Annotated in this window: 15 protein-coding genes; 8 read left to right on the forward strand and 7 right to left on the reverse strand. The window is 67.1% G+C overall.

Going from position 1 to position 21,270, the window contains the following annotated elements:
* Positions 1–10 precede the first annotated feature (10 nt).
* The gene (locus FAB82_RS21765) at positions 11–1,690 is read right to left on the reverse strand and encodes an ABC transporter substrate-binding protein (RefSeq protein WP_211116760.1); all 1,680 of its coding nucleotides are present in this window, start codon (positions 1,688–1,690) and stop codon (positions 11–13) included.
* Positions 1,691–2,337: 647 nt separating this feature from the next.
* Here FAB82_RS21765 and FAB82_RS21770 point away from each other — a divergent pair.
* The 3 genes from FAB82_RS21770 to FAB82_RS21780 all read left to right on the forward strand — a co-directional run bounded on the left by FAB82_RS21770 (position 2,338) and on the right by FAB82_RS21780 (position 6,054).
* Complete coding sequence (locus FAB82_RS21770; RefSeq protein ID WP_168801709.1) at positions 2,338–4,032, forward strand: type 2 periplasmic-binding domain-containing protein; 1,695 nt, start codon at positions 2,338–2,340, stop codon at positions 4,030–4,032.
* Between the two features lie 88 nt (positions 4,033–4,120).
* Positions 4,121–5,104 carry an ABC transporter permease gene (locus FAB82_RS21775; RefSeq protein ID WP_136536665.1) on the forward strand — a complete coding sequence of 328 codons (984 nt, stop codon included), beginning with the start codon at positions 4,121–4,123 and terminating at the stop codon, positions 5,102–5,104.
* Complete coding sequence (locus FAB82_RS21780) at positions 5,101–6,054, forward strand: carbohydrate ABC transporter permease (RefSeq protein ID WP_136536666.1); 954 nt, start codon at positions 5,101–5,103, stop codon at positions 6,052–6,054. The genes FAB82_RS21775 and FAB82_RS21780 overlap by 4 nt, the downstream gene beginning before the upstream one ends.
* Positions 6,055–6,183: 129 nt before the next feature.
* Here the strand turns inward: FAB82_RS21780 and FAB82_RS21785 are convergent, their stop codons facing one another.
* A complete protein-coding gene (locus FAB82_RS21785) occupies positions 6,184–9,177 on the reverse strand; it encodes a glycoside hydrolase family 2 TIM barrel-domain containing protein (protein WP_136536667.1) in 2,994 nt (997 codons plus the stop codon).
* A 147-nt stretch (positions 9,178–9,324) separates the two neighbouring features.
* On the opposite strand from FAB82_RS21785, the gene FAB82_RS21790 reads away from it, so the two are divergent.
* Positions 9,325–10,098 carry a helix-turn-helix transcriptional regulator gene (locus FAB82_RS21790; protein ID WP_136536668.1) on the forward strand — a complete coding sequence of 258 codons (774 nt, stop codon included), beginning with the start codon at positions 9,325–9,327 and terminating at the stop codon, positions 10,096–10,098.
* Between the two features lie 111 nt (positions 10,099–10,209).
* Here FAB82_RS21790 and FAB82_RS21795 read toward each other — a convergent pair whose 3' ends face one another.
* The 3 genes from FAB82_RS21795 to FAB82_RS21805 form a co-directional block, all read right to left on the reverse strand.
* A complete protein-coding gene (locus FAB82_RS21795) occupies positions 10,210–10,932 on the reverse strand; it encodes a FadR/GntR family transcriptional regulator (protein WP_136536669.1) in 723 nt (240 codons plus the stop codon).
* 88 nt (positions 10,933–11,020) lie between these two features.
* Positions 11,021–11,866: an amidohydrolase family protein gene (locus tag FAB82_RS21800; protein WP_136536670.1), complete on the reverse strand. Its 846-nt coding sequence runs from the start codon at positions 11,864–11,866 to the stop codon at positions 11,021–11,023.
* Entirely contained in the window at positions 11,863–13,170 is a 1,308-nt protein-coding gene (locus FAB82_RS21805) for an L-fuconate dehydratase (RefSeq protein ID WP_136536671.1), read from the reverse strand. Before FAB82_RS21805 ends, FAB82_RS21800 begins: the two co-directional genes overlap by 4 nt.
* Before the next feature lie 443 nt (positions 13,171–13,613).
* On the opposite strand from FAB82_RS21805, the gene FAB82_RS21810 reads away from it, so the two are divergent.
* Genes FAB82_RS21810 through FAB82_RS21820 form a run of 3 tightly spaced genes read left to right on the forward strand, consistent with a single transcriptional unit; the run spans position 13,614 to position 16,513 of the window.
* Entirely contained in the window at positions 13,614–14,618 is a 1,005-nt protein-coding gene (locus tag FAB82_RS21810; protein WP_136536672.1) for an ABC transporter permease, read from the forward strand.
* Positions 14,619–14,660: 42 nt separating this feature from the next.
* Positions 14,661–15,695, forward strand: a complete 1,035-nt coding sequence (locus tag FAB82_RS21815) for an ABC transporter substrate-binding protein (RefSeq protein ID WP_136536673.1) — start codon at positions 14,661–14,663, stop codon at positions 15,693–15,695.
* Positions 15,692–16,513: an ATP-binding cassette domain-containing protein gene (locus tag FAB82_RS21820; RefSeq protein WP_246039759.1), complete on the forward strand. Its 822-nt coding sequence runs from the start codon at positions 15,692–15,694 to the stop codon at positions 16,511–16,513. Before FAB82_RS21815 ends, FAB82_RS21820 begins: the two co-directional genes overlap by 4 nt.
* Positions 16,514–16,578: 65 nt before the next feature.
* Here the strand turns inward: FAB82_RS21820 and FAB82_RS21825 are convergent, their stop codons facing one another.
* Positions 16,579–18,009, reverse strand: a complete 1,431-nt coding sequence (locus FAB82_RS21825; protein ID WP_136536674.1) for an endo-1,4-beta-xylanase — start codon at positions 18,007–18,009, stop codon at positions 16,579–16,581.
* Between the two features lie 33 nt (positions 18,010–18,042).
* Positions 18,043–19,836: an RICIN domain-containing protein gene (locus tag FAB82_RS21830; protein ID WP_136536675.1), complete on the reverse strand. Its 1,794-nt coding sequence runs from the start codon at positions 19,834–19,836 to the stop codon at positions 18,043–18,045.
* A gap of 225 nt (positions 19,837–20,061) precedes the next feature.
* On the opposite strand from FAB82_RS21830, the gene FAB82_RS21835 reads away from it, so the two are divergent.
* On the forward strand, positions 20,062–21,111 hold the full coding sequence (locus FAB82_RS21835) for a LacI family DNA-binding transcriptional regulator (protein WP_136536676.1): 1,050 nt from the start codon (positions 20,062–20,064) through the stop codon (positions 21,109–21,111).
* The last annotated feature ends 159 nt before the right edge of the window (positions 21,112–21,270 follow it).

The following is a 21,270-nucleotide window of genomic DNA, read 5'->3' on the forward strand; positions in this document are numbered from 1 at the left end:
CGACCGCGGATCAGGAGTTCTCCTCCTCGAAGCGGTCACGCGCACCATTGATGAGGCTGATGTAGTCCGCCAGGCCCTGGGATTCGAGCTCGGCCACGTAGTCGTCCCATTCGGCGATATCGCGCTCGCCCATGATGAACCGCAACGTGTTCGTGTCGACCGTGTCCTTGATCGGTGTGGAGAGGAGCGCCGCCTGTTCGAGCTCCAACTCGTCGAGCGGGGCGGGCGGGTTCGGGTCGCGCGGGGTTCGCGTGGCGAGCACGGAGTCGATGTACTCCACGAAGGTGGGAGTGTTGTACGACTCCTTGAGCGCGCGCGATTCGGTCGAGTCGGCGAACACGGAGTTCGACCAGCCGAGATCCTTTTGGATGTCCGTCTCCCCGTCCGGATTGATATTGAAGGCGTCGAGGCGGAACTCCGGATTGAGAGTGATCTTGCCGTCGGCGTCCTTCGTGTACGTCTCGTCGAGCACGCCCCAGCGGAGCAGCTCGCGGGCTTCGGGGTTGTAGTAGATCCAGTCGAGGAACTGCAGCGTGGCGAGGAAGTTCTCGGACTCGGTGATCTCGGAGTTCAGCATGAAGCCGTTCCAGAAGTTGCGCGGTTCGCACACCATGCCCGCCGGGCCTCCGGGCGGGGCGATCTGGAGGACCTCGTAGTTGCCCTCGCCGACCGTCTCGTTCAGGGCCACTGCGAAGTCGCTCGCCGTCCCGTTCGATCCGGATGCCGCGAACACGAGCTCGTTGGCGAACTTCTCCGTCACGCTCCCGCCACCGCTGCCGTCGTCCGCCGCCGTGAGTGAATCCGTGTCGACGAGGCCGTCTGCGACGAGTCCGCGGAAGAACTCGACCATCTCCTTGTATTCGGCGGACACGGCGGTGTACTGGAGCTTGCCGGAGCCGTCGTCCATCATGCCGGTGCCGAAGCCCCACCCGGCCTGCGCCCCGAACGCGTGCGCGGCGTAGTTCAGCATCGACATCGCCTCGAACCCGTCCGCGAGGGGATAGGAGTCGGGGTACTCCGCCTTGATCTTGACGAGGGCTTCGCGCATCTCGTCCCAGGTCTCGGGAATGCCTCCGCCGACGGTCTCGAAGACGTCCTTGCGGATGATGAGCGTGAAGACGGGGACCGACACCTCCTGCAGGCCGGGCAGCATGTAGTACTTGCCGTCGGCCTGCTTCAGGTTGTCGATCATGTCTCCGAGGTCCCACTCCTCCACGTACTTCTGGAAGTGCGGCATGTGCTCGACATAGTCGCTGATCGGAAGGATCGCACCCGAAGAGACGAACGAGTTCTCGTCGCCGGTGTAGATAATCGGAATGACCATGGGTGCGTCGCCCGCACTGATCAGGAGACTGCGCTTCTCCACCGCGTCACTGAACGGGATGATCGTGGTTTCGAGCTTCACATTCGTGCGCTTCTCGATCTCGGTGAAGAACTGCCACGAGTCGGTGATCGGGAGTTCGGGCCACTCCGTCCACAGGAGGGACAGGCTGAACGGTTCGGTCGCCTTGAACTGCGAGTCGGCGGCGAAATCGTCCATCGCGCCCTTCGACAGCTCGTCGACATCCACCTCTTCGCCGCCGTCATCGCTGCACGACGCGAGCGCGAGCACGCTGGACGCGGCGATCGAGGCACCGAAGATCCCGCGCCGACTGACTCTGACGGGCGTCTGCCCGAAGACTTCTGACATGACTCTCCTCATTGAGATTGTTCCTTTTTCGCCCAGCGGTCGACGCGCGTCCGTTCTGACACGCGTGATCTCAATGCCGCGGGGACCGAAAGTTTCGGAGTAATTCCCGATACTTTCCAGAGCTTAGTTTCATCGGGGCAGGTATGTCAATGAGTCGCTTGGGTCGACTCATGCGGCACTTTGAGTGGTGAGATGACTACAAAGTCCTATATGGAGTTATATGAGGCAGGCCCGGGCGATGTCGCCGATCCGCCGGGGCGGCGAGACTTTCCGCAGGCAGCGGTACCCGGCCTTGGGGTCGGCACGGACTGCCCGGCGAGAGTACGGAGCGGCGGCGGCGCCCCGCCCGAAGCGCCTCTCGGGAACGCCGTTCGCCGTCGGACCCGACGACTCCCAAAGGTCTAATCTTTGTAACGATAGATCCGATGTTTGACGATCGAATCGTCGGATTTTGAGCGAATTAGCCTGGAAGATGTTGGCTAGAACCGCATCTCATTACCAAATCATTACTCAATCATCGAACTTTTAGCGGCTTCGAGCCTTGCCAGCGCCGCTGACATTGACTATCTTCGTTTGAAGACATGTCTAAATTTATAGATTTCCTCCTGCCGGAGTCCCCTCACGGCAGCACGATCGAAAGGACGAACATGTCCACTCCATCCCCTCGCCAGCCGCTGCGACGCCGCTCGCTGTTCAAGGTCGCCGGTCTCGGCGCGGCCGGAGCCGCGGGACTCCCGGTGATCTCCGCTTGCAGCGACATCGAATCCAACAGCGGCAGCACTCAGGCGACCGAGGGCTTCGACTTCCTGCCCACTTACAAGGAGTTCCCGCTGCCGGTCGAGCCCAACCTCGTGGGCGAGCCGCCGAACCACCCCTCCGGCTTCACCTCCTACCCGGAACCGGTCCAGGCCGTGGCCGAAGTGCCTTCGGGCAGTGGCACTTACGAGCTGACCGTGCCGATCTGGGGCGACACGCCGGACGGGGACGACCCGTACTACGGGACGGTCACCGAAACCTGGGGCGGCACCACCATCAACCTCCGCCACGCCGACGGCAACACCTTCGCCGACACCTCCGTGCAGTGGCTCAAGGCCAACGAGTACGGCGACGCCATCGCGATCTTCGGCTGGATGCTCGGCTCCCACAGCAATTTCACCGAGACCGTCGTCAACAACTTCTACAACCTGACCGAGATTCTCAAGGGCGACATCGCCGAGCGCTGGCCACTGCTGGCCAGGCTTCCGTCCTCATCCTGGGGCCAGTCGGTCTGGTCGACGGACATTGAGGACCCCGACACCGCCGGCATCTACGGCATCCCCATGGGCTTCACGGGCGGCCCGGGCAACGCCGTCATGTACCGCACCGACCTGCTGGCAGGGGCGAACCTTACGGTCCCCACCACGATCGAAGAGCTCCTGGAGGTCTGCCGCGCCTGGTCCGACGACGCGAACGGCAAATGGGCCTTCGCCCAGCTCGACTGGTTCGTCGGGCAGTGGTTCGGCCTGGGCGGCACCGACGGCTGGAACTGGGACGCGGACCAGAAGAAGATGGTCAACAACGTCGAGCGGCCCGAGTTCACCGAGATGCTGGAATTCCGTCGCACGCTGTGGGACGAGAAGCTCATCCACCCCGACGCCCCCACCGGGACCCTCGACGCCGCCGCCATGCAGAAGGCCGGTACCGTCCTGTTCACTCAGGACAACATGGCCAGGTGGAACGATTACGCGCTCCAGGTCAAGCGGGGCGAGGCCGAAGGCGAGATCAACCCGCTCCCGCCGCTCGGCGCGAAGGGCCGCGAGCCGTTGGTCTACATGAACATCTCCATCGACGGCTGGACCTTCCTCAACAAGGACCTCAGCAAGGAGCAGGTCGAAGAGATCCTCGACGTCGCGAACTGGTGCGCGTCCCCGTACGGCACCACCGAGTACGAGCTGCTGCAGTACGGCGTCGAAGGCGAGCACTTCACCCTCGGCGAAGACGGCTCTCCCGTCTACACCGAACTCGGGTCCAAGCTCGTCCAGGCCCCGATGAACTACAAGAACGTCGTCGGCCAGGTCCAGACCTTCCTCACCGGCGACCCCGATGTGGTCCAGAAGCGGTTCGATTTCCACGCCTCCGTTCAGGAGTTCGGCGCGGAGAACCCGTTCGCGGGCATGCGGATCGAGGCCCCGGCCGACGCCAAGGCCGCCGGCCAGACGCTCTGGGACCAGCAGAACGACATCGCGTACGGGCGCGCCGAGCTCTCGTCGATCCCCGACATTCTCGAGACGTACATGAACAACGGCGGCGAGGCCGCCCGCGAGTACTACACGGAAGCGTACAAGAGCGTTCACGGCGAGTAGTGCCTTCGGCCGGGCGGCCCTTCGAGCAGGGCCGCCCGGCCGCCTCCTCCCCGCCTCACCGGATCTACGACGACTGGAATCTCAAGCGATGGCAACACTCCAGAGCACGGCACCACCGGACGCGGACCGAACACCGGACCGCGTGATCGTCAGGCGCAAACGCACCGTGGGCCAGCGGCTTCGACATGACTGGCCCCTGCTGCTGCTGGCACTCCCGGTGGTCGCGCACCTGTCGGTGTTCCACTACTGGCCCACGGCCTGGAACATCATCGCGTTCATGGACTACAGCCCCTACCGCCCGTTCTGGGAGAACCCGTTCGTGGGCTTCGCGTGGTTCGAGCGGCTCTTCAACGACCCGTACTTCACGCCGGCGCTGCTCAACACCCTGAAGTTCGCGACCCTGAACCTGGTCTTCATGTTCCCGCTGTCCATTGTGCTGGCGCTCGCCATGAACAGCATAATCTCCATCAAGGCCCGCAGCGCCTTCCAGTCGATCGTGTACCTGCCCCACTTCTTCTCCTGGGTCCTGGTCGTCACCGTCTTCGTCCAGGTCCTCGGCGCCGACGGCCTGATCAGCAACTGGATCATGGACGGCGGCGGCGAGCGGCTCAACTTCACCTCCAATCCGGACACCTTCCTCCTGCTGGTCTGGATGCAGTGGGCCTGGAAGGACGCCGGCTGGGGCATGATCATCTTCCTGGCGGCCCTCGCCTCGATCAACCCGAGCCTCTACGAGGCCGCCGCTTCCGACGGCGCGAACCGCTGGCGGCGGATGTGGCACATCACCCTGCCTGGCATCCGGCCGGTCATCATCCTGCTCCTGATCCTGCAGATCGGCGGCATCCTCTCCGTCGGCTTCGAGCAGTACCAGTTGCAGCGCCAGTCCATCGGGTACCAGTCGACCGAAGTGCTCGACACCTTCGTCTACTACCAGAGCATCATCGGCAACCAGGGCGAATCGTTCGGCACCGCGGCGGGCCTGTTCAAGGGCGTGATCGGACTGATCCTGATCCTCGTTGCCAACAAGATCGCGCACCGCCTCGGAGAGCAAGGGATCTACCAGAAGTCATGACCGCCACCAGCATCCGCGCCACCGACACCAGGCCGCGACGCAAGAGCAACCGGCCCATCTGGGACGAGGAACCCTCCATCGCGGGCAAGGTCGTCAAAGCCCTGTTCATGCTCTGCTACGCGGCCGCCATCGTCCTCCCGATCTGGGCGGTCGTCGCCACCAGCTTCGCCAGCGAGGAGGCGCTGACCCGCGCCGGGGGCAACCTCCTGATCCTGCCCACCGAGGTGAGCTGGCAGGCCTACCGCGAGATCTTCTCCGGCGGCGCGCTCACCGACTCGCTCGTGCTGACGCTGATCCTCACCTTCGGCGGCACCGCCATCTCGATGGTCCTCACCATCTGCGGCGCCTACGCGCTCTCGCGCACCGGCTCACTCCTGCACCGCCCGATCCTGTGGCTCATCCTGCTCACCTTCCTATTCGGACCGGGCATGTACCCCAGCTTCCTGGTGGTGCAGAAACTCGGGCTGTTCAACAGTTACTGGTCGCTCATCCTGCCCGGAGCCGTGGGCACCTTCAACATCATCATCCTGCGCGCGTTCTTCATGAACTCGATCCCCGGCGAGCTCATCGACGCCGCCAAGATGGACGGCGCCGGCGAGTTCCGGACCCTGTTCAGGATCGTGCTGCCCATGTCGAAGGCGATCCTCGCCGTCATCGCCCTGTTCTACGCCGTCGGCTACTGGAATCTCTATTTCCAGGCGGTTCTGTACACGCCAGGCCTGGACACCCAGCCGATCCAGGTCGTACTCCAGCGGATGCTCATGTCCAGCCAGGGCCTACCGGACGGCGCGCAGGCCGCCGCCCAGTACCAGTCCCAAGGCGAGGCCGCACCGACCGCCGCGCTGAAGATGGCCGTCGTGGTCTGCACGATCATTCCGATCGTGATCATGTACCCGTTCATCCAGAAGCACTTCACGAAGGCCGTCATCACCGGCGCCGTGAAGGGATAAGCCTGCGGTCTGTGAGGGGCCGTTGAGAGGAGGGCGTCCGGACCCGATCGGGTCCGGACGCCCGCTGCTTTCTATAGGCGCAATAACGAACGCGGCTCACCGGCCGGTGCCGGTGAGCCGCGACTCCGTTCAACCCTGCTCGGTGCCGAAGCCGAGCATGAAGGTGGTCGGCTCGGGCAGCAGGCGGTACTCGGGCAGTACGCCGGGGCCACAGGACGCCGAACCCATGCCGTGGAGGCCCGCGTCGAGATTGACGTAGAGCCGATCGCTCTCGACCAGGTCTGTCGGATGCATCGCCGCGTCGAGGTCCTCACTCGTCCAGGGCCGCACCGTGAATGCGAAGCGGGGCGCACCCCAGAAGGTCAACGCGGTGCCGTTCCGGTCCGCCAGGCGGGCCCAGCGCACGTCGATGCGCGAACCGTTCTCCTGGGGGAACGCGTACGGGGTCTGCATCTCGGCGACAGTGGCGTCGTAGCGGCCGACGCGCGCGGCGGCTCGAGTGTCGGCATAAGCCTCCCCCGGCCCGCCGCCGAACCAGGTGACGGCGTCGAGATCCCGCGGCACGGCGAGGCGCACGCCCAAGCGCGGCAGCGGAATGTCCCACTTGCCATAGGGCGCGACCGACACGGTCAGCCACAGCTTCGCCGTCTGCGGATCGTAGGACCAGTCGTATCGGGCGTTCATGCCGATCGCGGCCCCGGCGGCGCCGACCCGGGTGGCCACCGTGAGCCCGCCGTCGCCGGCCTCGACATCGATGAGCTTGTGCTCCAGTCGATCGAGAGCCGCATTCCGCTCCCGCCAGTGAGCGGCCGTCGAGAGGGTGCCCCAGGCGACGCGGTCATTGTCGACCGGGGCCCGCCACAGGTCCAGTTGCGGCCCTTCCAGCTCGATGCCTTCGAACGAGGTCAAGCGCCCGAACGCGTCGAACTCGGCCCCGCCGAGGCGGTATCCGCCGGCGATCGGCGCCGGGGACACGACCGCGCCGATCTGCGGCGGGGTCTCGGGGCGCGGAATGGGCGCTTGGCCCCAGGCGATCTCATGGCCCGCCTCGGCCCATGCCCGGTCCTCATCCAGGAAGGCGCGCACGGTCACCCAACGCTCTCCCTCCCCTGTGGATGTGAGCTCGTGGAGCTCCTCGGGCCACGGCACCTGTGATGCGCTGCCCGCCGCCACGGTGGGCACTTCCAGCTCTCCGTCGGCGACGGGCACGCCGTCGTCCTCGACCTGCCAGGTGAATCGCAGGTGCGCCGTGTCGATGAAGTCGTGGCCATTGGCGACCGAGACCGTCCGCTCCTGAGGGTCGATCCCTATCCTGACCGGCTCGATGACCTTCTTGTACTCGATCAGGCCCGGGGACGGGGAACGGTCGGAGAAGACCAGTCCGTCGGTGATGAAGTTGGCGTCGTGGAGGGTTTCGCCGAAGTCGCCGCCGTAGGCGAACCACTCGCGGCCGTCCTCAGTGCGGCGGCGCACGCCCTGGTCGATCCACTCCCACACGAATCCGCCCGCGCAGCGCTCATGGCGTTCGAACAGGCGCTGGTACTCGGAGAGCCCTCCGGGGCCGTTGCCCATGGCATGCGCGTACTCGCACAGGAGGAAGGGCAGGCTCCGCCGGTGCTCGTCGTTCGCGGAGTCGCGGGTCGGCTCCTCCTCCCGGCTGCCGAGGCGGTCGAGTTCCTCGTGCGGGGTGTACATGCGGGAGTAGATGTCGACGTACGGGGAGTCGTAATCGCCCTCGTAGTGGACCAGGCGGCCGGCGTCGCGCCGTTTGGTCCACGCGGCCATGGCCTTCAGGTTCTCGCCCTCGTTGCATTCGTTGCCCAAGGACCACATGATCACGGAGGGATGGTTCTTGTCGCGTTCGACCATGCGCCGCATGCGGTCGAGACACGCCTCCTGCCAGCGCGGGTCCGCCGCGGGGTTGCCCTGCCACCCGGAATGGTAGAAGCCGTGGGTCTCGAGGTCGCACTCGTCGATGACCCACATGCCGAGCTCGTCGCACAGGTCGAGGAAGCGGCGGTCCGGCGCGTAGTGGCTGGTGCGGACGGCATTGACGTTGTGCCGCTTCATGATCTCGATGTCGCGGCGCATCGTCTCGGCCGAGAGTGTCCGGCCGGTGTCGGGGTCCCATTCGTGGCGGTTGACGCCGCGCAGCAGGATCGGCCGACCGTTGGCCTTGAGGACGCCATCCTCGACGGAGACGGTGCGGAAGCCGATGCGCAGGGAGACTCGCTCGGTCGCGGTCGAGACGACGGCGTCGTACAGGCGCGGCGTCTCGGCCGTCCACGGTTCGACCGGGACGCTGGCGGACTCGCCCGTGGCGATGTCGATCCCCAGCTCGGGCACGCTCACCCTGCCAGCGCCGGTGGCCTCTACGAGCAGCGTTCCCAGGCCGGTGGCGTGGTCGTAGTCGGCGTGGGCGAAGACGTCGTCGAGCCCGCCTTCTGGGCGGTGCAGCAGTGACACGGGCCGGAAGATCCCCGAGAGCCACCACGTGTCCTGGTCCTCCAGATAGGACCCGGAGGACCATTGATGGACCCGCACCGCCACGGTGTTCTCGCCCGGAGTCAGGTGCGCGGTGGCGTCGAACTCGGTGGGCAGGCGCGAACCCTTGCCGTCGCCGAGCCGTACCCCGTTGACCCATACGGCGAAACAGGAGTCGACGCCCTCGAAGCGCAGCAGCGTGCGCCCGTCCGCGGGCCAGTCGGCGGGAAGGGTGAAGGTGCGCCGGTACTCCCCCGTCGGGTTCGCGTCGGGCACTCGGGGCGGGTCGACCGGGAAGGGGTAGTGGATGTTCGTGTACTGCGGCTTCCCATAGGGCGCTTCGCCGTCGAGGTCGTGCATCTGCCACATCGAGGGGACGGCGAGCGTGTCCCAGGCGCCGGTGTCGTGGTGATCGGGGTCGAAGGCGGGATCTTCGAAGCCGTCGGTGGTGTCGTGGAGGCCGGCCGCGAGCCGGAACCGCCAGTCGCCGTCGAGTGAGAGTGCGGCGGCGTCCGTTCGCGGGGCAGCGCGCGGTACGGACCGTCCGGTCCCCGGACCGAGATCCTCCACATAGCGGTATTCATTTCGGATGTCAGCTTCGATGCGGACGGGCCGCGAAGGGTGCCGGAGTTCAGCCATATGCCGAGATTAGGGACCGATCCGGCTGTGTTGCTTGTCGATAATCACTGACTTGTGGTCGGTTTTCAAGATTTGCGGCGGCCCAGGAACCTGTTCTGAGGTCACATACAGGTGGACAATTTCGAACGGTTGTGGTTGATTTTCTGTATGCATGAAGTGATGATCTGTCTCGACGAGCCGCCGGAGGTGGTGAACGCGGGCTTCGCAATCCACGGCCTGAACAGGCTCGACGACCATTTCCGCCTGCCCGACCTGTGGCAGTTCCATCTCTACCAGTACGAGGCCGATCTGGAGGTCGACGGAACCGCCCACCGCATCAAGCCAGGCCGCGTCAGCCTCATTCCCGCCGACACCGAGGTGCACTACCGCTACCGGGGCCGCTCGGAGCACCTCTACGTGCACCTTCGGCCCTCGCCGCGGGGAGTCCCGCACACGGTCCCGCTCATCCAGGATGCCGGCCCCGCCGGCCCGGCGCTCGCCGAGATGCTGCGCCAGGCGGTAACCGCCGTCGCCGACTCCCCCGCCCGGGCCTCGGCCGAAGTGTGGGCCGCATTGTGGCGAACGGTGCGGTTGCAGCCGAACGAACCCGGAGACGGGGACCACCCCGCGGTGACCGCGGCCTTCGCCTATATCGAGCAGCGGCTACCGCGGCCGATCACGGTCCCCGACGTCGCCGGTGCCGTGGGCGTCTCCCATAACCACCTCACCAGGCTGGTCAAGGAGACCACCGGATCCACATTGGTCGCATACATGCGGCATCGCCGGATGGTGCGGGCCGGGCACCTGCTGCGCGAGTCGACGCTCTCGATCCCGGCGGTCGCCGCGTCGGTCGGCATCCCCGACCTCCAGGCGTTCAACAAGGCCTGCCATCGCGAGTTCGGCGCATCGCCCCGCGCCGTCCGCGACGCGGCCGGACACTGACCGCGGCCTTCGCACGGTCGTCATTCACCTGATGAAATCTGCCGCAGACGGGTTGAATCCGGCGGGCACCGCAGTGTCGGCCTGCCAAGGAGGTTGGCGCCGCAACGGCGTTCAGTCGATGGGACCGGTGAGCGGCTTGTCGCTTTCGAGCGGGTGGTCGAGCAGTGAGTCCTCCACGCCGAGCAGGTGATTCGTCATGCGGATTCGGGCCGATTCGGGGTCGTGGGCGCGCAGCGCGCGCAGGATCGCGATGTGCTCGCCGTGGGTGCGCCGGTCCACGCCGTCCTCTCTCAGGCTGCGCCACAGGCGTTCCCGGACGGTGCGGCTGGCCAGCGCCTCGACCATGCCCGCCAGCACGGGGTTGCCGGTGTGGGCGGCGATGATGCGGTGGAACGCGATGTCGATCTCGATGATCCGCTCGTGTTCCTGGGGCGTCTTGTCGAGGATTCGCTCGGCCTCGTCGAGCAGCGTCTTGGCCTCGCCCAGGGCCTCGTCGGTGATCCGCGAGGCGGCGAGGCGGGCCGACTCGCCTTCGAGCATCCGCCGGATGGCGTGGACGTGCTGGAACTGTCCGTCGCCTTGGAGGTCGACCACGAAGCCCATCGGCGCGAGCAGCCGGGAGAGGTCGAGACTGGTGACGTAGGTGCCGTCGCCCTGGCGGGTGTCGAGGATCCCCAGAATGGTCAGCGCGCGGACGCCTTCGCGGAGCGATCCGCGTGAGACGCCGAGGGTCTCGGCGAGGTCTTTCTCGATGGGGAGCCGTTCGCCGGGGCGGAGCTCGCCTTCGAGGATCATGCGCTTGACGCCGTTTACGACATCGTCGGTGCGGGACATGCGGCAAGTATGGCCGAACCGCTGCCCGAGTCGCAAGAAACATCGGACGTCTTGCCGCTGCTCCCCCCTTCGCCTCTGCTGTCCGGGTTCAACGCTGTTTGAGCCCGTAATGCCGCTCTGCGGTCGCCGAGAGCACCCGCTCCGCGTCGTCGGGCGCCAGCCTCAGCACGTCACTGACCAGCTCGAACCACTCGCCGAAGCCGGTCTGGTGCGGCGTTGCCGCCGAGACCGGCCAGTCGCTGCCGACCATCAGCCGGTCGGGGCCGAACACCACCAATGCGTTGGAGAGGAAGGGCGCGACCTGCTCGCGCAACGGGCGGCCCGGGTCCGCTTCGGGGGCGAGCCCGGAGAGCTTCGCGAGGGTCCCCGGCACCGCCGCGAAATCCCGCAGCATCCGAACCCATTCGCGCCCTTCCGGACTGGCGATTCCCGCCGCAACCGGGGGCTTGCCGAGGTGGTCGAGGACGACCCGGAGCCCCGGCACGGCGGCGACCGCCCGGGTGAGTTCCGGGAGCTGCCCGTAGCGGATGCAGGCGTCGAACGGGAGGCCGCGGCGGGCGAGCTCGGCGAGGCCGCCCAGGACGGCTTCCGACTCGATGAATCCGGGCGGCTCGTCCTGGAGCAGTCGGCGCACGCCGACGTGCAGCGGCAGTGCGGACAGCTCGTCGAGTCGGGGAACGAGCGCGTCGGCGTCCTCGATGGGGGCATGGGCGACGATGCCGGACAGCTGCGGCCACGACGCGGCGAGGCCCTGCACCCATGCCGCCTCGGCAGCTCCGTCGGCGGCGTCGGCCTGCACGAACACCGCGCCCGTGACCTTCGCGTCGGCGGCGTCGGCCGGCAGGTGCGTGCGCGGGAGCGAGGGTTCGGAGTCCAGCCACGGGTACCGCAGGACTCGGGTGTCCCACACGTGGCGGTGCGCGTCGATGATCATGCGGCGTCAACAGTCCAATACTCCCCCAAGGGGTAGGAGTATTCGGCGATCGAGGCCGGGTGCATCTCGGCGGAGTAGCCGGGCCTGGACGGGAGGATGTAGTTGCCGTTCTCCACGATGCACGGGTCGGTGAAGTGCTCGTGGAGGTGGTCGACGTACTCGGTCACGCGGTCCTCCAGGGTCGCTGAGACGGCGACGTAGTCGAAGATCGACAGGTGCTGGACCAGCTCGCACAGGCCCACGCCGCCGGCGTGCGGGCAGACGGGGACGCCGAACTTCGCGGCCAGCAGGTAGACGGCGATGATCTCGTTGACGCTCGCCAGCCGCGCCGAGTCCAGTTGCAGGAAGTCGATGGCTTCGGCCTGGAGGAACTGCTTGAACAGGACCCGGTTCATGCCGTGCTCGCCGGTCGCGACCCTGATCGGGGCGACCGCGCGGCGGACGGCGGCGTGTCCCAGGACGTCGTCGGGGCTGGTGGGCTCCTCGATCCAGTGCGGCTTGAATTCGGCGAGCGCGTTCACCCAATCGATCGCCTCGGGGACGTCCCACACCTGGTTGGCGTCGATCATGAGCTTCGCGTCCCAGCCGATGACCTCGCGGGCGATGCGCAGTCGCCGACGGTCCTCTTCCAGGTCGGCGCCGACCTTCAACTTGACGTGCTGGTAGCCGGAGTCGACCGCCTCCTGGAGGAGTCGGCGGAGTTTGTCGTCGCTGTAGCCGAGCCAGCCGGCGCTCGTGGTGTAGCAGGGGTAGCCGCCGCGGGCTTCGAGGTCGGCGATGCGTTCGGCGCGGGACGGCTCCTGGGCCCGCAGGATCGCGAGGGCCTCGTCGCGGGTGAGCGCGTCGGAGAGGTAGCGCAGGTCCGCGGCGTCCACGAGCTGCTCGGGCGTCATGTCGCACAGCAGTCGCCACAGGGGCTTTCGCGCGACGCGGGCGGCGAGGTCCCAGACGGCGTTCATGACCGCGGCGAGCGCGATGTGGACGACGCCCTTCTCCGGGCCGAGCCAGCGCAGTTGCGAATCGGACTTGAGCTCGCGGTAGAGGGCCCCCGGGTCGTTCACCATGGTGTCGAGGTCGCGGCCGATCAGCTTGACGGCCCAATGGAGGGCGGCCGCGGTGACGATGTCGTTGCCGCGCCCGATGGTGAAGGTGAAGCCGAACCCGGACAGCTCCGGGTCGTCGGTCCGGATGATGACGTAGGCGGCGGAGTAGTCACCGTCCTTGTTCATCGCGTCCGAGCCGTCCTGGCTGAGGGAGGTGGGGAAGCGGATGTCGTGGGTCTCGACGGCTTCGATGGTCGTCATAGGGGCTCCTTGGTCGGACGCGAGCGTTCGGGTGCGATGGCGAAGCACTCGCGCCGCTCAATTTGCGCAAACGATTGATCATCGTTGACGATAGCGGCCGATCGGCGGGTACGCAAACCCCTGACGAGCTCTTTTCCGGAGATCGCCAGGTACGGGTCGCGGTGGAGGACCGACTCCTGGCGACGCCCGGGAAGTCCGCTGCCACGACCGGTTGGGAACGTGCCGAGCTCCGCTCCGGCATGGCTTTTTAGTCCGATGTATAGCCGTTGCCAGCGCATCAATCCGGGGCCTCAATCCCTTGTCACGGTGGATATCAGTATGAAATGATGACATTCACACATGTAAACGTCTGATCTTTGAGAGGTGCATGTGGAGATCCGAGGCCAGGAGGAGGCAGCGTTGCCCGTGAGTCGTCTCCCCGCTCCGACCTGCCGCAGCCGATCATGACCGGCGTCGAGACGACCACCGGGCCGCGCGACCGGTTGAGCGAGTGGCTTCGGGAGCGCATCTCCTACGCCGTCTCCGAGTTCACGGCGGCGACCGCACTCGTCGTGCTGTTCATCGCCCTCAGCCTCGCCAGCCCGTACTTCCTCACCGCCGACAATCTGTTCAATATCGGCTCCCAGACGGCGGTCATCGCGATCATCGCGGTGGCCCAGACGATGATCATCATTACGAAGGGCATCGACCTGTCGGTCGGCTCCGTCGCCGCGCTGGCCGGGGTCGTCGGCGCCATCGTCGTCCGCGATCTCGGGTTCTCCGTGTGGGAGGCCACCGTCGTCGCCATCGGAGTCGGCGCGGCTGCCGGTCTGGTCAACGGCCTGCTCGTGGCGATGGCGCACCTCCCGCCCTTCATTGCCACCCTGGGAATGATGTCGGCGGGACGCGGGCTGGTCTTCATCATCACCGGCGCCGTGGGCGTCTACAGCCTGCCGAAATCGTTCCAGCTGCTCGGAAACGGCGAGATCGCCGGCATCCCGTTCGCCATCGTGATCACGGCGGTCGTCGCCCTCGGGGTGGCCTTCCTGCTGTCGCAGTCCCGATTCGGTCAGTACGTCTACGCCATGGGATCCAATATGGAGGCGGCCCGCCGCTCGGGCATCGCCGTGCGCCGCAACCTCACCGCGGTCTACGTGCTGGCGGGAGCGCTGGTCGGCCTGGGCGGCATGGTCGCGACTTCGCGCGTGGCCTCCGGCCAGCCGAACTACGGGATCGGCCTCGAACTGGACGTCATCGCCGCGGCGGTCATCGGCGGCGCCAGCCTGTTCGGCGGCCAGGGCCGCATCGCCGGCACGCTCATCGGGGCGTTCCTCATCGCCGTGGTGCGCAACGGTTCCGTGCTACTGGGCATCAGCATTCACTACCAGCAGGTCATCGTCGGCCTGATCATCTGGGCCGCCGTCTACTTCGACCAGTTCCGGCGGCGCCGCCTCGAAGCCCGCGGGTGAGGCCCGACCGCCGACCACTTCTCCAGATGGAAGGACCAGGCTATGGCAATCAATTCGAGGACTCGCAGAGGTCTCGCCGCACTCACGGCCTTGGCGGCCATGTCCCTCAGCGCCTGCGGAGGCGTGGAGGTCCGCGACGAATCCGGCGGCGGCCAGGACACTCCCCACGACGGTCCGCTGGACCTCGCCGTCGTCCCCAAGGCGGTCGGCCACGAGTTCTGGAGCACCGTGCAGGCCGGGGCCGAATGCGCCGCCGAGCTCGACGGCGACGTCACCGTCAACTGGGACGGCGTGAACGCCGAGACGGATGTGGAAGGTCAGGTCAATCTCCTACAGAACTTCGTCACCCAGGACGTCGACGGCATCGTATACGCCGCGACCGATTCCGCGGCCCTGGCTCCGGCGACACAGAACGCGCTCGACTCCGGCATCCCGGTCGCCATGATCGACTCGGGCACCGATCCGCAGCCCGATGAAGTTCCTTTGTACGCCACGGACAACCGCGCCGGGGCGGCCGAGGCCGCGAACCTGCTGGCCGACGCGCTGGGCGAAGGCGACCACGACGTGGCGCTCATCGAGTTCCAGCCCGGCTCGCAGACGAACACCGAACGGGTCGAGGGCTTCACCGAAGGCCTTGCCGCGCACGAGAACCTGAACCTGGTCGGGCAGCAGCCCAGCCACAGCGACGTCAACGAGGCCCGAAAGGTCACCGAGGACATCCTCACCGCCAACCCGGACCTGTCGGGCATCTTCGCCGCCAACGAACCCAGTGTCCTCGGTGCCGCGCAGGCCGTCGAGGCCGCCGGAAGGTCCGGCGAGGTCGTCATCATCGGGTGGGACGCCGCTCCGGACGAGATCGCCGGCCTGCGCGACGGCCAGATCGCCGCGCTGGTGGTGCAGAACCCGTTCCGGATGGGCTTCTTCGGCGTCCAGAACATGGTGGAGCATCTCCGAGAGGGCACCGCGATGGAGTCCGCCGACACCGGCGTCACCTTCGTGACCCCGGACAATATCGACTCGGAGGAAGTCCAGGCCGTGCTCGAGCCCAGCTGCGACAACCCGCCGGTGGACCAGTGAGCGCCGCCGGCGTAAGCGGCGGCGGCACGGGGCGGGACGAGGAGGACCGCCCGGTGCTGGAGGCGCACGGCATCGTCAAGCGCTTCGGCCACGTCGAAGCGCTGCGCGGCGCCGACTTCGCCGTCCATCGAGGCGAGGTGGTCGCGCTGATCGGCGACAACGGCGCCGGGAAGAGCACCCTGATCAAGGTGCTCTCCGGTGCCCAGCCGCAGGACGAGGGCGAGATCCTGATCGATGGGCGCCCTGAGCGTTTCGGATCCCCTGTGGACGCCCGACGGGCGGGCCTCGAGACGGTGTATCAGGACCTCGCCGTCGCCGACGACCTCAGCGTCGCCGCCAACCTCTACCTCGGCCGCGAGATCAAGCGCCGCGGTCTCCCGGGGCTGCTCGGCCTGCTCGACAAGCATGCGATGCGGCGCGGCGCCGCTGAAGCGCTGGAACAGCTCGGCGTCCAGGTACCGCGAGTCACCACCCCGATCGCCATGCTGTCGGGCGGGCAGCGACAGAGCGTCGCCGTCGCCCGGGCCGTCGTCTGGGCGACCAGCGTGGTGATCCTCGACGAGCCCACTGCGGCGCTCGGCGTGGTCCAGACTCAGCGGGTGCTGGAGGTCATCGACCGCGCCCGCGACGCCGACATGTCGGTCGTGCTGGTCAGCCACAATATGCCGCAGGTTCTGGAGATCGCCGACCGCGTCGAGGTCATGCGGCTGGGTCGGCGCACCGCCCGCTTTCGGGCGGCCGAGGCCACCACCGACGACCTGGTCGCGGCCATGACCGGGGCGCTCGTCACCGAACCGGAGGATTCGAACCTGCGCTGAGTGCGGCGGATGCCGCCCGGGCGGCACTGTCGTGACCCGGGCGGCATCCGTGTGGGAGGGCTGGTTTACAGGTTCCAGCGTTGGTTGGTGCCGCCGTGGCAGGTCCAGAGTTGGACCAGGGCGCCGTTGGCGGTGGAGGCGCCCGCGACGTCCAGGCATAGCCCTGACTGGGCGTTGGTGACCGAGCCGTTGGAGTTCAGGTTCCAGCGTTGGTTCGCCCCGCCGTGGCACGACCAGATGATCGCGGTCGTCCCGTTGGCGGTGCCGCCTCCGTTGGCGTCCAGGCACTTGCGTGTCCCGCCGGAGTAGACGGACAGTTCACCGGCGTCGGTGTGGGTCCACTGCTGGTTCGCTCCGGTCCAGCAGTCGTAGATCTGCACCTGGGTGCCGTTCGTCGTCGACTGGTTCGGCACGTCCAAACACCGGTTCGACGCCGCAGACGTCACATGACCGCCCCCACCACCACCGGTATTGCCGTTGTTCAGCGCCTCGAGCACGGCGTAGTAGGCCTCCTTCTTCTGGTAGTTGGAGTCCCACAGCAGCGGGGTGTCGTTCGGGCGCCAGGTGTGCCGGTCGGTGATGCCCCAGGTGGTGATGCCGGTGCAGCGGGCGACGGCCATGCACGCCTGGGTCACCTGCCGGTACACGTTGGCCTGGCCCGAGCCGGAGCCGCCGACGTCGAGCTCGGTGATCTCCACGTCCACGCCCAGATCGGCGAAGCGCTGCAGGTTGGCCTGATAAGTGCTCAGGTCGGAGTTCCAGCTGAGGTGGCTCTGGAAGCCGACGCAGTCGATCGGGACGCCGCGGGCCTTGAAGTCGCGCACCATGTTGTAGATTCCGGTGCTCTTGGCGTTGATCCCGTCGGTGCTGTAGTCGTTGTAGCAGAGGGTCGCGCCCGGGTCGGCCGCGTCGGCGGCGCGGAAGGCCTCCTCGATCCAGCCGTTGCCCAGCTGCTGTTGGAGGTTCGACTGGCGGCGGCTGCCGTCCCACTCGAACGCCTCGTTCACCACGTCCCACGAGGAGATGTCGCCCTCGAAGTGGTCGGCGACGTTGGTGATGTGGTTGAGCATGGCATTCCGCAGGTTGTTCCCGGTCAGGCCCTGGACCCATCCGGGCTGCTGGGCGTGCCAGACCAGGGTGTGGCCGCGCACCTCCATGCCGCGGGCCTGCGCCCAGTTGACGATCTGGTCGCCACCGCTGTAGTTGAACTGGCCCGGGTTCGGTTCCGTGGCGTCCCACTTCATCACGTTCTCGGCCACGACGCTGTTGAAGTCGCCGCTCAGCGCGGCCGAGTAGCTCGCGTCGTTGAGGAGGTTCGGGACGACGGCGGCGCCGAAGTACCTGCCGCTCTCGGCTGCCGAGGCGCCGAGCGTTTCGGCGGCCTGGGCGGTCCCGGAGGACATCACGAGCGAGGTTGTGGCGACCAGGCCCGCGGTCGCGACTGCGGCGATCGCCGACCAGACGCGGTGCCGTCGCCTTGGTGAACTGTTGATCATGGTGCTTCCTTTGTTCTCGGGGGGGAGAGTGGGTTATCGAAGGGTCCATTGCTGATTGGAGCCGCCGTTGCAGGTCCAGAGGATCACCTGGGTGCCGTTGGCGGTCCCGGCGCCTTCACGGTCAAGGCACAGTCCGGACTGGACTCCCGTGACGGTGCCGTCGGCGTTGTGGCGCCATTGCTGATTGGTCCCGCCGTGGCAGCTCCAGACGACGACCGGGGTACCGGGGCTCGTCTGGTTCTCATAGGCGTCCAGGCACATTCGCGAAACTCCGCTGTAGACGGACAGTTCGCCTGCCCCGGTGTGGGTCCAGGTCTGGTTCGATCCGCCCCAGCAGTCCCAGATCTGCGCCTGCGTGCCGTTCTCGGTCGACTGATTCGGGACGTCCAGGCACCGGTTCGACCCGGCCGCGGCCAGTTCACCGGTCTGGTCGCCGGATTGGCCGCCGGGTGTCAGGTAGACGGCGTAGGCGTCATTCGCCTGCTGGAAGTTCAACGGGACCGTGATGGAGCCGCTGGAGACGCTCATGTCCTGCTCGAAGACGACCTGCGGCGAACCGAGCGGCGCCTGCTCCGGCATGCGCTGGACGGTGACGCGGACGTTCCCGTCGGCGGCGAGCCAAGGCGTCGACGCGAGTCCGTCGAAGGTGACCGATGCCGAGCCGGTGTACCCGTTGATATCGCCGATGATGGCGACGGCCCGCTGGTTGTCGGCGTCCTTGGAAGCGGAGATCGCGGTGCCGCCCACCTGCTCGGAGGTGGAGACCAGCGTGCCGGTCATGTCCGCGTAGGCGCGCATGGCCCACCACAGCCCGGTCGGCTGCCATCCACTGGAGGTCTGGGTCAGGAGGCCGGTCAGGTTGGGCGTCAGGCAGCAGACCCAGTTGCCGCGCAGCGCATTGGCGTAGTCGGACTGCGCGAAGCGGGCCAGGTACCAGGCCAGCACGTTGGCCTCCTGCATGTCGGCGGGCTGGTACTCGTTGGCGGACATCGGGAGCGGCGGAATACCGTTGGCCGCGAGGGCGTCGAGCGTGGACTGGCCGACCTCGACCGGGTCGTCGACCACGCCCAGGGTGTGGTTGGCGATCCAGTCGGGCAGGGTGTCGGCGTTCTTGGTGTGCGCCAGCCAGGTCTGCCATTGCTCGGGGCGGCGCTCCGGGGTGTAGGCGAACGACGGGCCGAGGATGACCGCGCCGGGGTCGACGCGCCGGATCTCCCGGACCGCGGTGTCCCACATCTGGAAGTACTGCTCGCTGTTGACACCCCGCGTCCAGAAGATCTCGATGTCGGGTTCGTTCCAGATGTCGTACGACATCGGCATCCCGGTGTCCCTGAGGGTTCCGGCGATGGCGGCGACGAAGTCGGCCCAGTTCGAGCAGTCGCCGTTGTCGCACGGGTACATCGTGTCGGACCCCTGTCCCCCGTATGCGCCGTATACGTCGCTCAGGATGACCTGGTACTGGGCCTCATAGGGCGGGGCGGTGAAGCGCTCGGCTTGGGCGACGAGCGAATCGACGATGGTCTGGGTGGCGGAGCCGTATCGGTAGCCGTCCTCGATCCAGCCGCGTGTCATGTGCCCGCCGGCCCGGAAGGCGTTCATGCGGAGCGGTTCGAGGAGTTCGTCCGTCGGCTGGGTTCCGTCGCCGGTGACGCCGTACAGAAATCCCAGGCCGACGCCGTTCGACGGCCCGACTTCAGCGGCTAGGTCCACATTCAGTGAGACCTGCGCCCGACTCTCGCCGGGGGTCACGACGAGGACTGCCAGCACCAGTGCGAGGGCGGCACCGATCGTCAGCGCGGCACGGCCACGCCATGTTATCGTTCTCATTTTTCTTCGTCTCCGTGTGAGTTCCAATGCTCGGCAGACGGCGCGGCCAGCGGTACCGGGGATGTCGCCCGCGCCTGAGTCGAAGTGCCGCGAAACTTTCCGAGTTCATCCGGAAACTTCCGCACTTCGAACTATAGATACAGTTCGATGTGTCGTCAAGTGTGGACTCAGACCCGGGCCGTCGCTCGGCACTACGTTCGGGCATTGAAACGTTAAGATCCCTCAATGAGCTCGACCGACGAAAACGCTTCCCCCGACGCCGACCGGGAGGACCGGCCGCTGACCCTCGCGCAGCTCGCCGATCATGCGGGCGTCTCGATCGCGACGGTCTCCAAGGTGGTCAACGGGAGGGACAGCGTCGCCCCGGAGACCCGGAAGCTGGTCGAGGGCCTTATCCGACGCTACGGCTACCGGCGCCAGAAACGCCCGGTCAAGGCGGCGCCGCTGGTGGACGTCGTCTTCCATGAGCTGCGGGGCCTGTACGGGATCGAGATCATCAACGGCGTCGAAGCGGTGGCGCGGCGCCACCATCTCAGGGTGGTCGTCTCAGAGCTCGGGGGTCGCCGCACCCCCGGACGAGGCTGGGTCGAGGACGTGCTCACCACCCGTCCCATCGGTGTCATCGCGGTGTTCGCCGAACTCACCGCCGACCAGCACCAGCAATTCCGCAGCCGCGGCATCCCGCTCGTGTTCGTCGATCCGGCCGACGACCCGGAGCCCGAGTCGGCGTCGGTGGGCGCCAACAACTGGAGCGGCGGACTCGCGGCCACGCGCCACTTGCTGGGGCTCGGCCATCGCCGCATCGCGGTGATCACCGGACCCGAACACGTCCTCTCGGCCCGGGCACGGCTCGACGGCTACCGGGCCGCCCTGGACCTGGCCGGAGTTCCGGTCGATCCGGCATTGGTGCGCATCGGCGACTACCAGATCGCCGACGGGCTGCACCACACCCGTGAGCTGCTGCGATTGAGCGACCCGCCGACCGCGATCGTCGCCGGCAATGACGGCGAGGCCCTGGGTGCGTACCAGGCCGCGGCAGAGGCCGGCCTGCGCATCCCGGACGACCTGAGCGTGGTCGGCTACGACGACCTGCCCATGGCCGAGTGGACCATCCCCCCGCTGACCACCATCCGCCAGCCGCTGCGCGAGATGGCGTCGTCCGCCGCCGAAATGCTCCTCACCCTCGCCCACGGCGAACCACTCCCCCACCAGCGCGTCGAACTCGCCACCGAGCTGATCGTGCGCGGCAGCACCGCCCCTCCGTCCCACCTGTAGGCGCGCTCCGGAGATTTCCGGACATCCAGATCACATCGATCTATTTACATGTCACGAATCAGGTGGCTATCCTGTGTGTACTTCAATAAGTTTCGGCAGAATGATCGAAACTTTCGGGAGCCCTGGTGCTGTGAGCGATAACAGCACAGTGGACATGTT

The sequence above is a fragment of the Glycomyces buryatensis genome (genome assembly GCF_004912275.1).
GTDB lineage: Bacteria > Actinomycetota > Actinomycetes > Mycobacteriales > Micromonosporaceae > Glycomyces > Glycomyces buryatensis.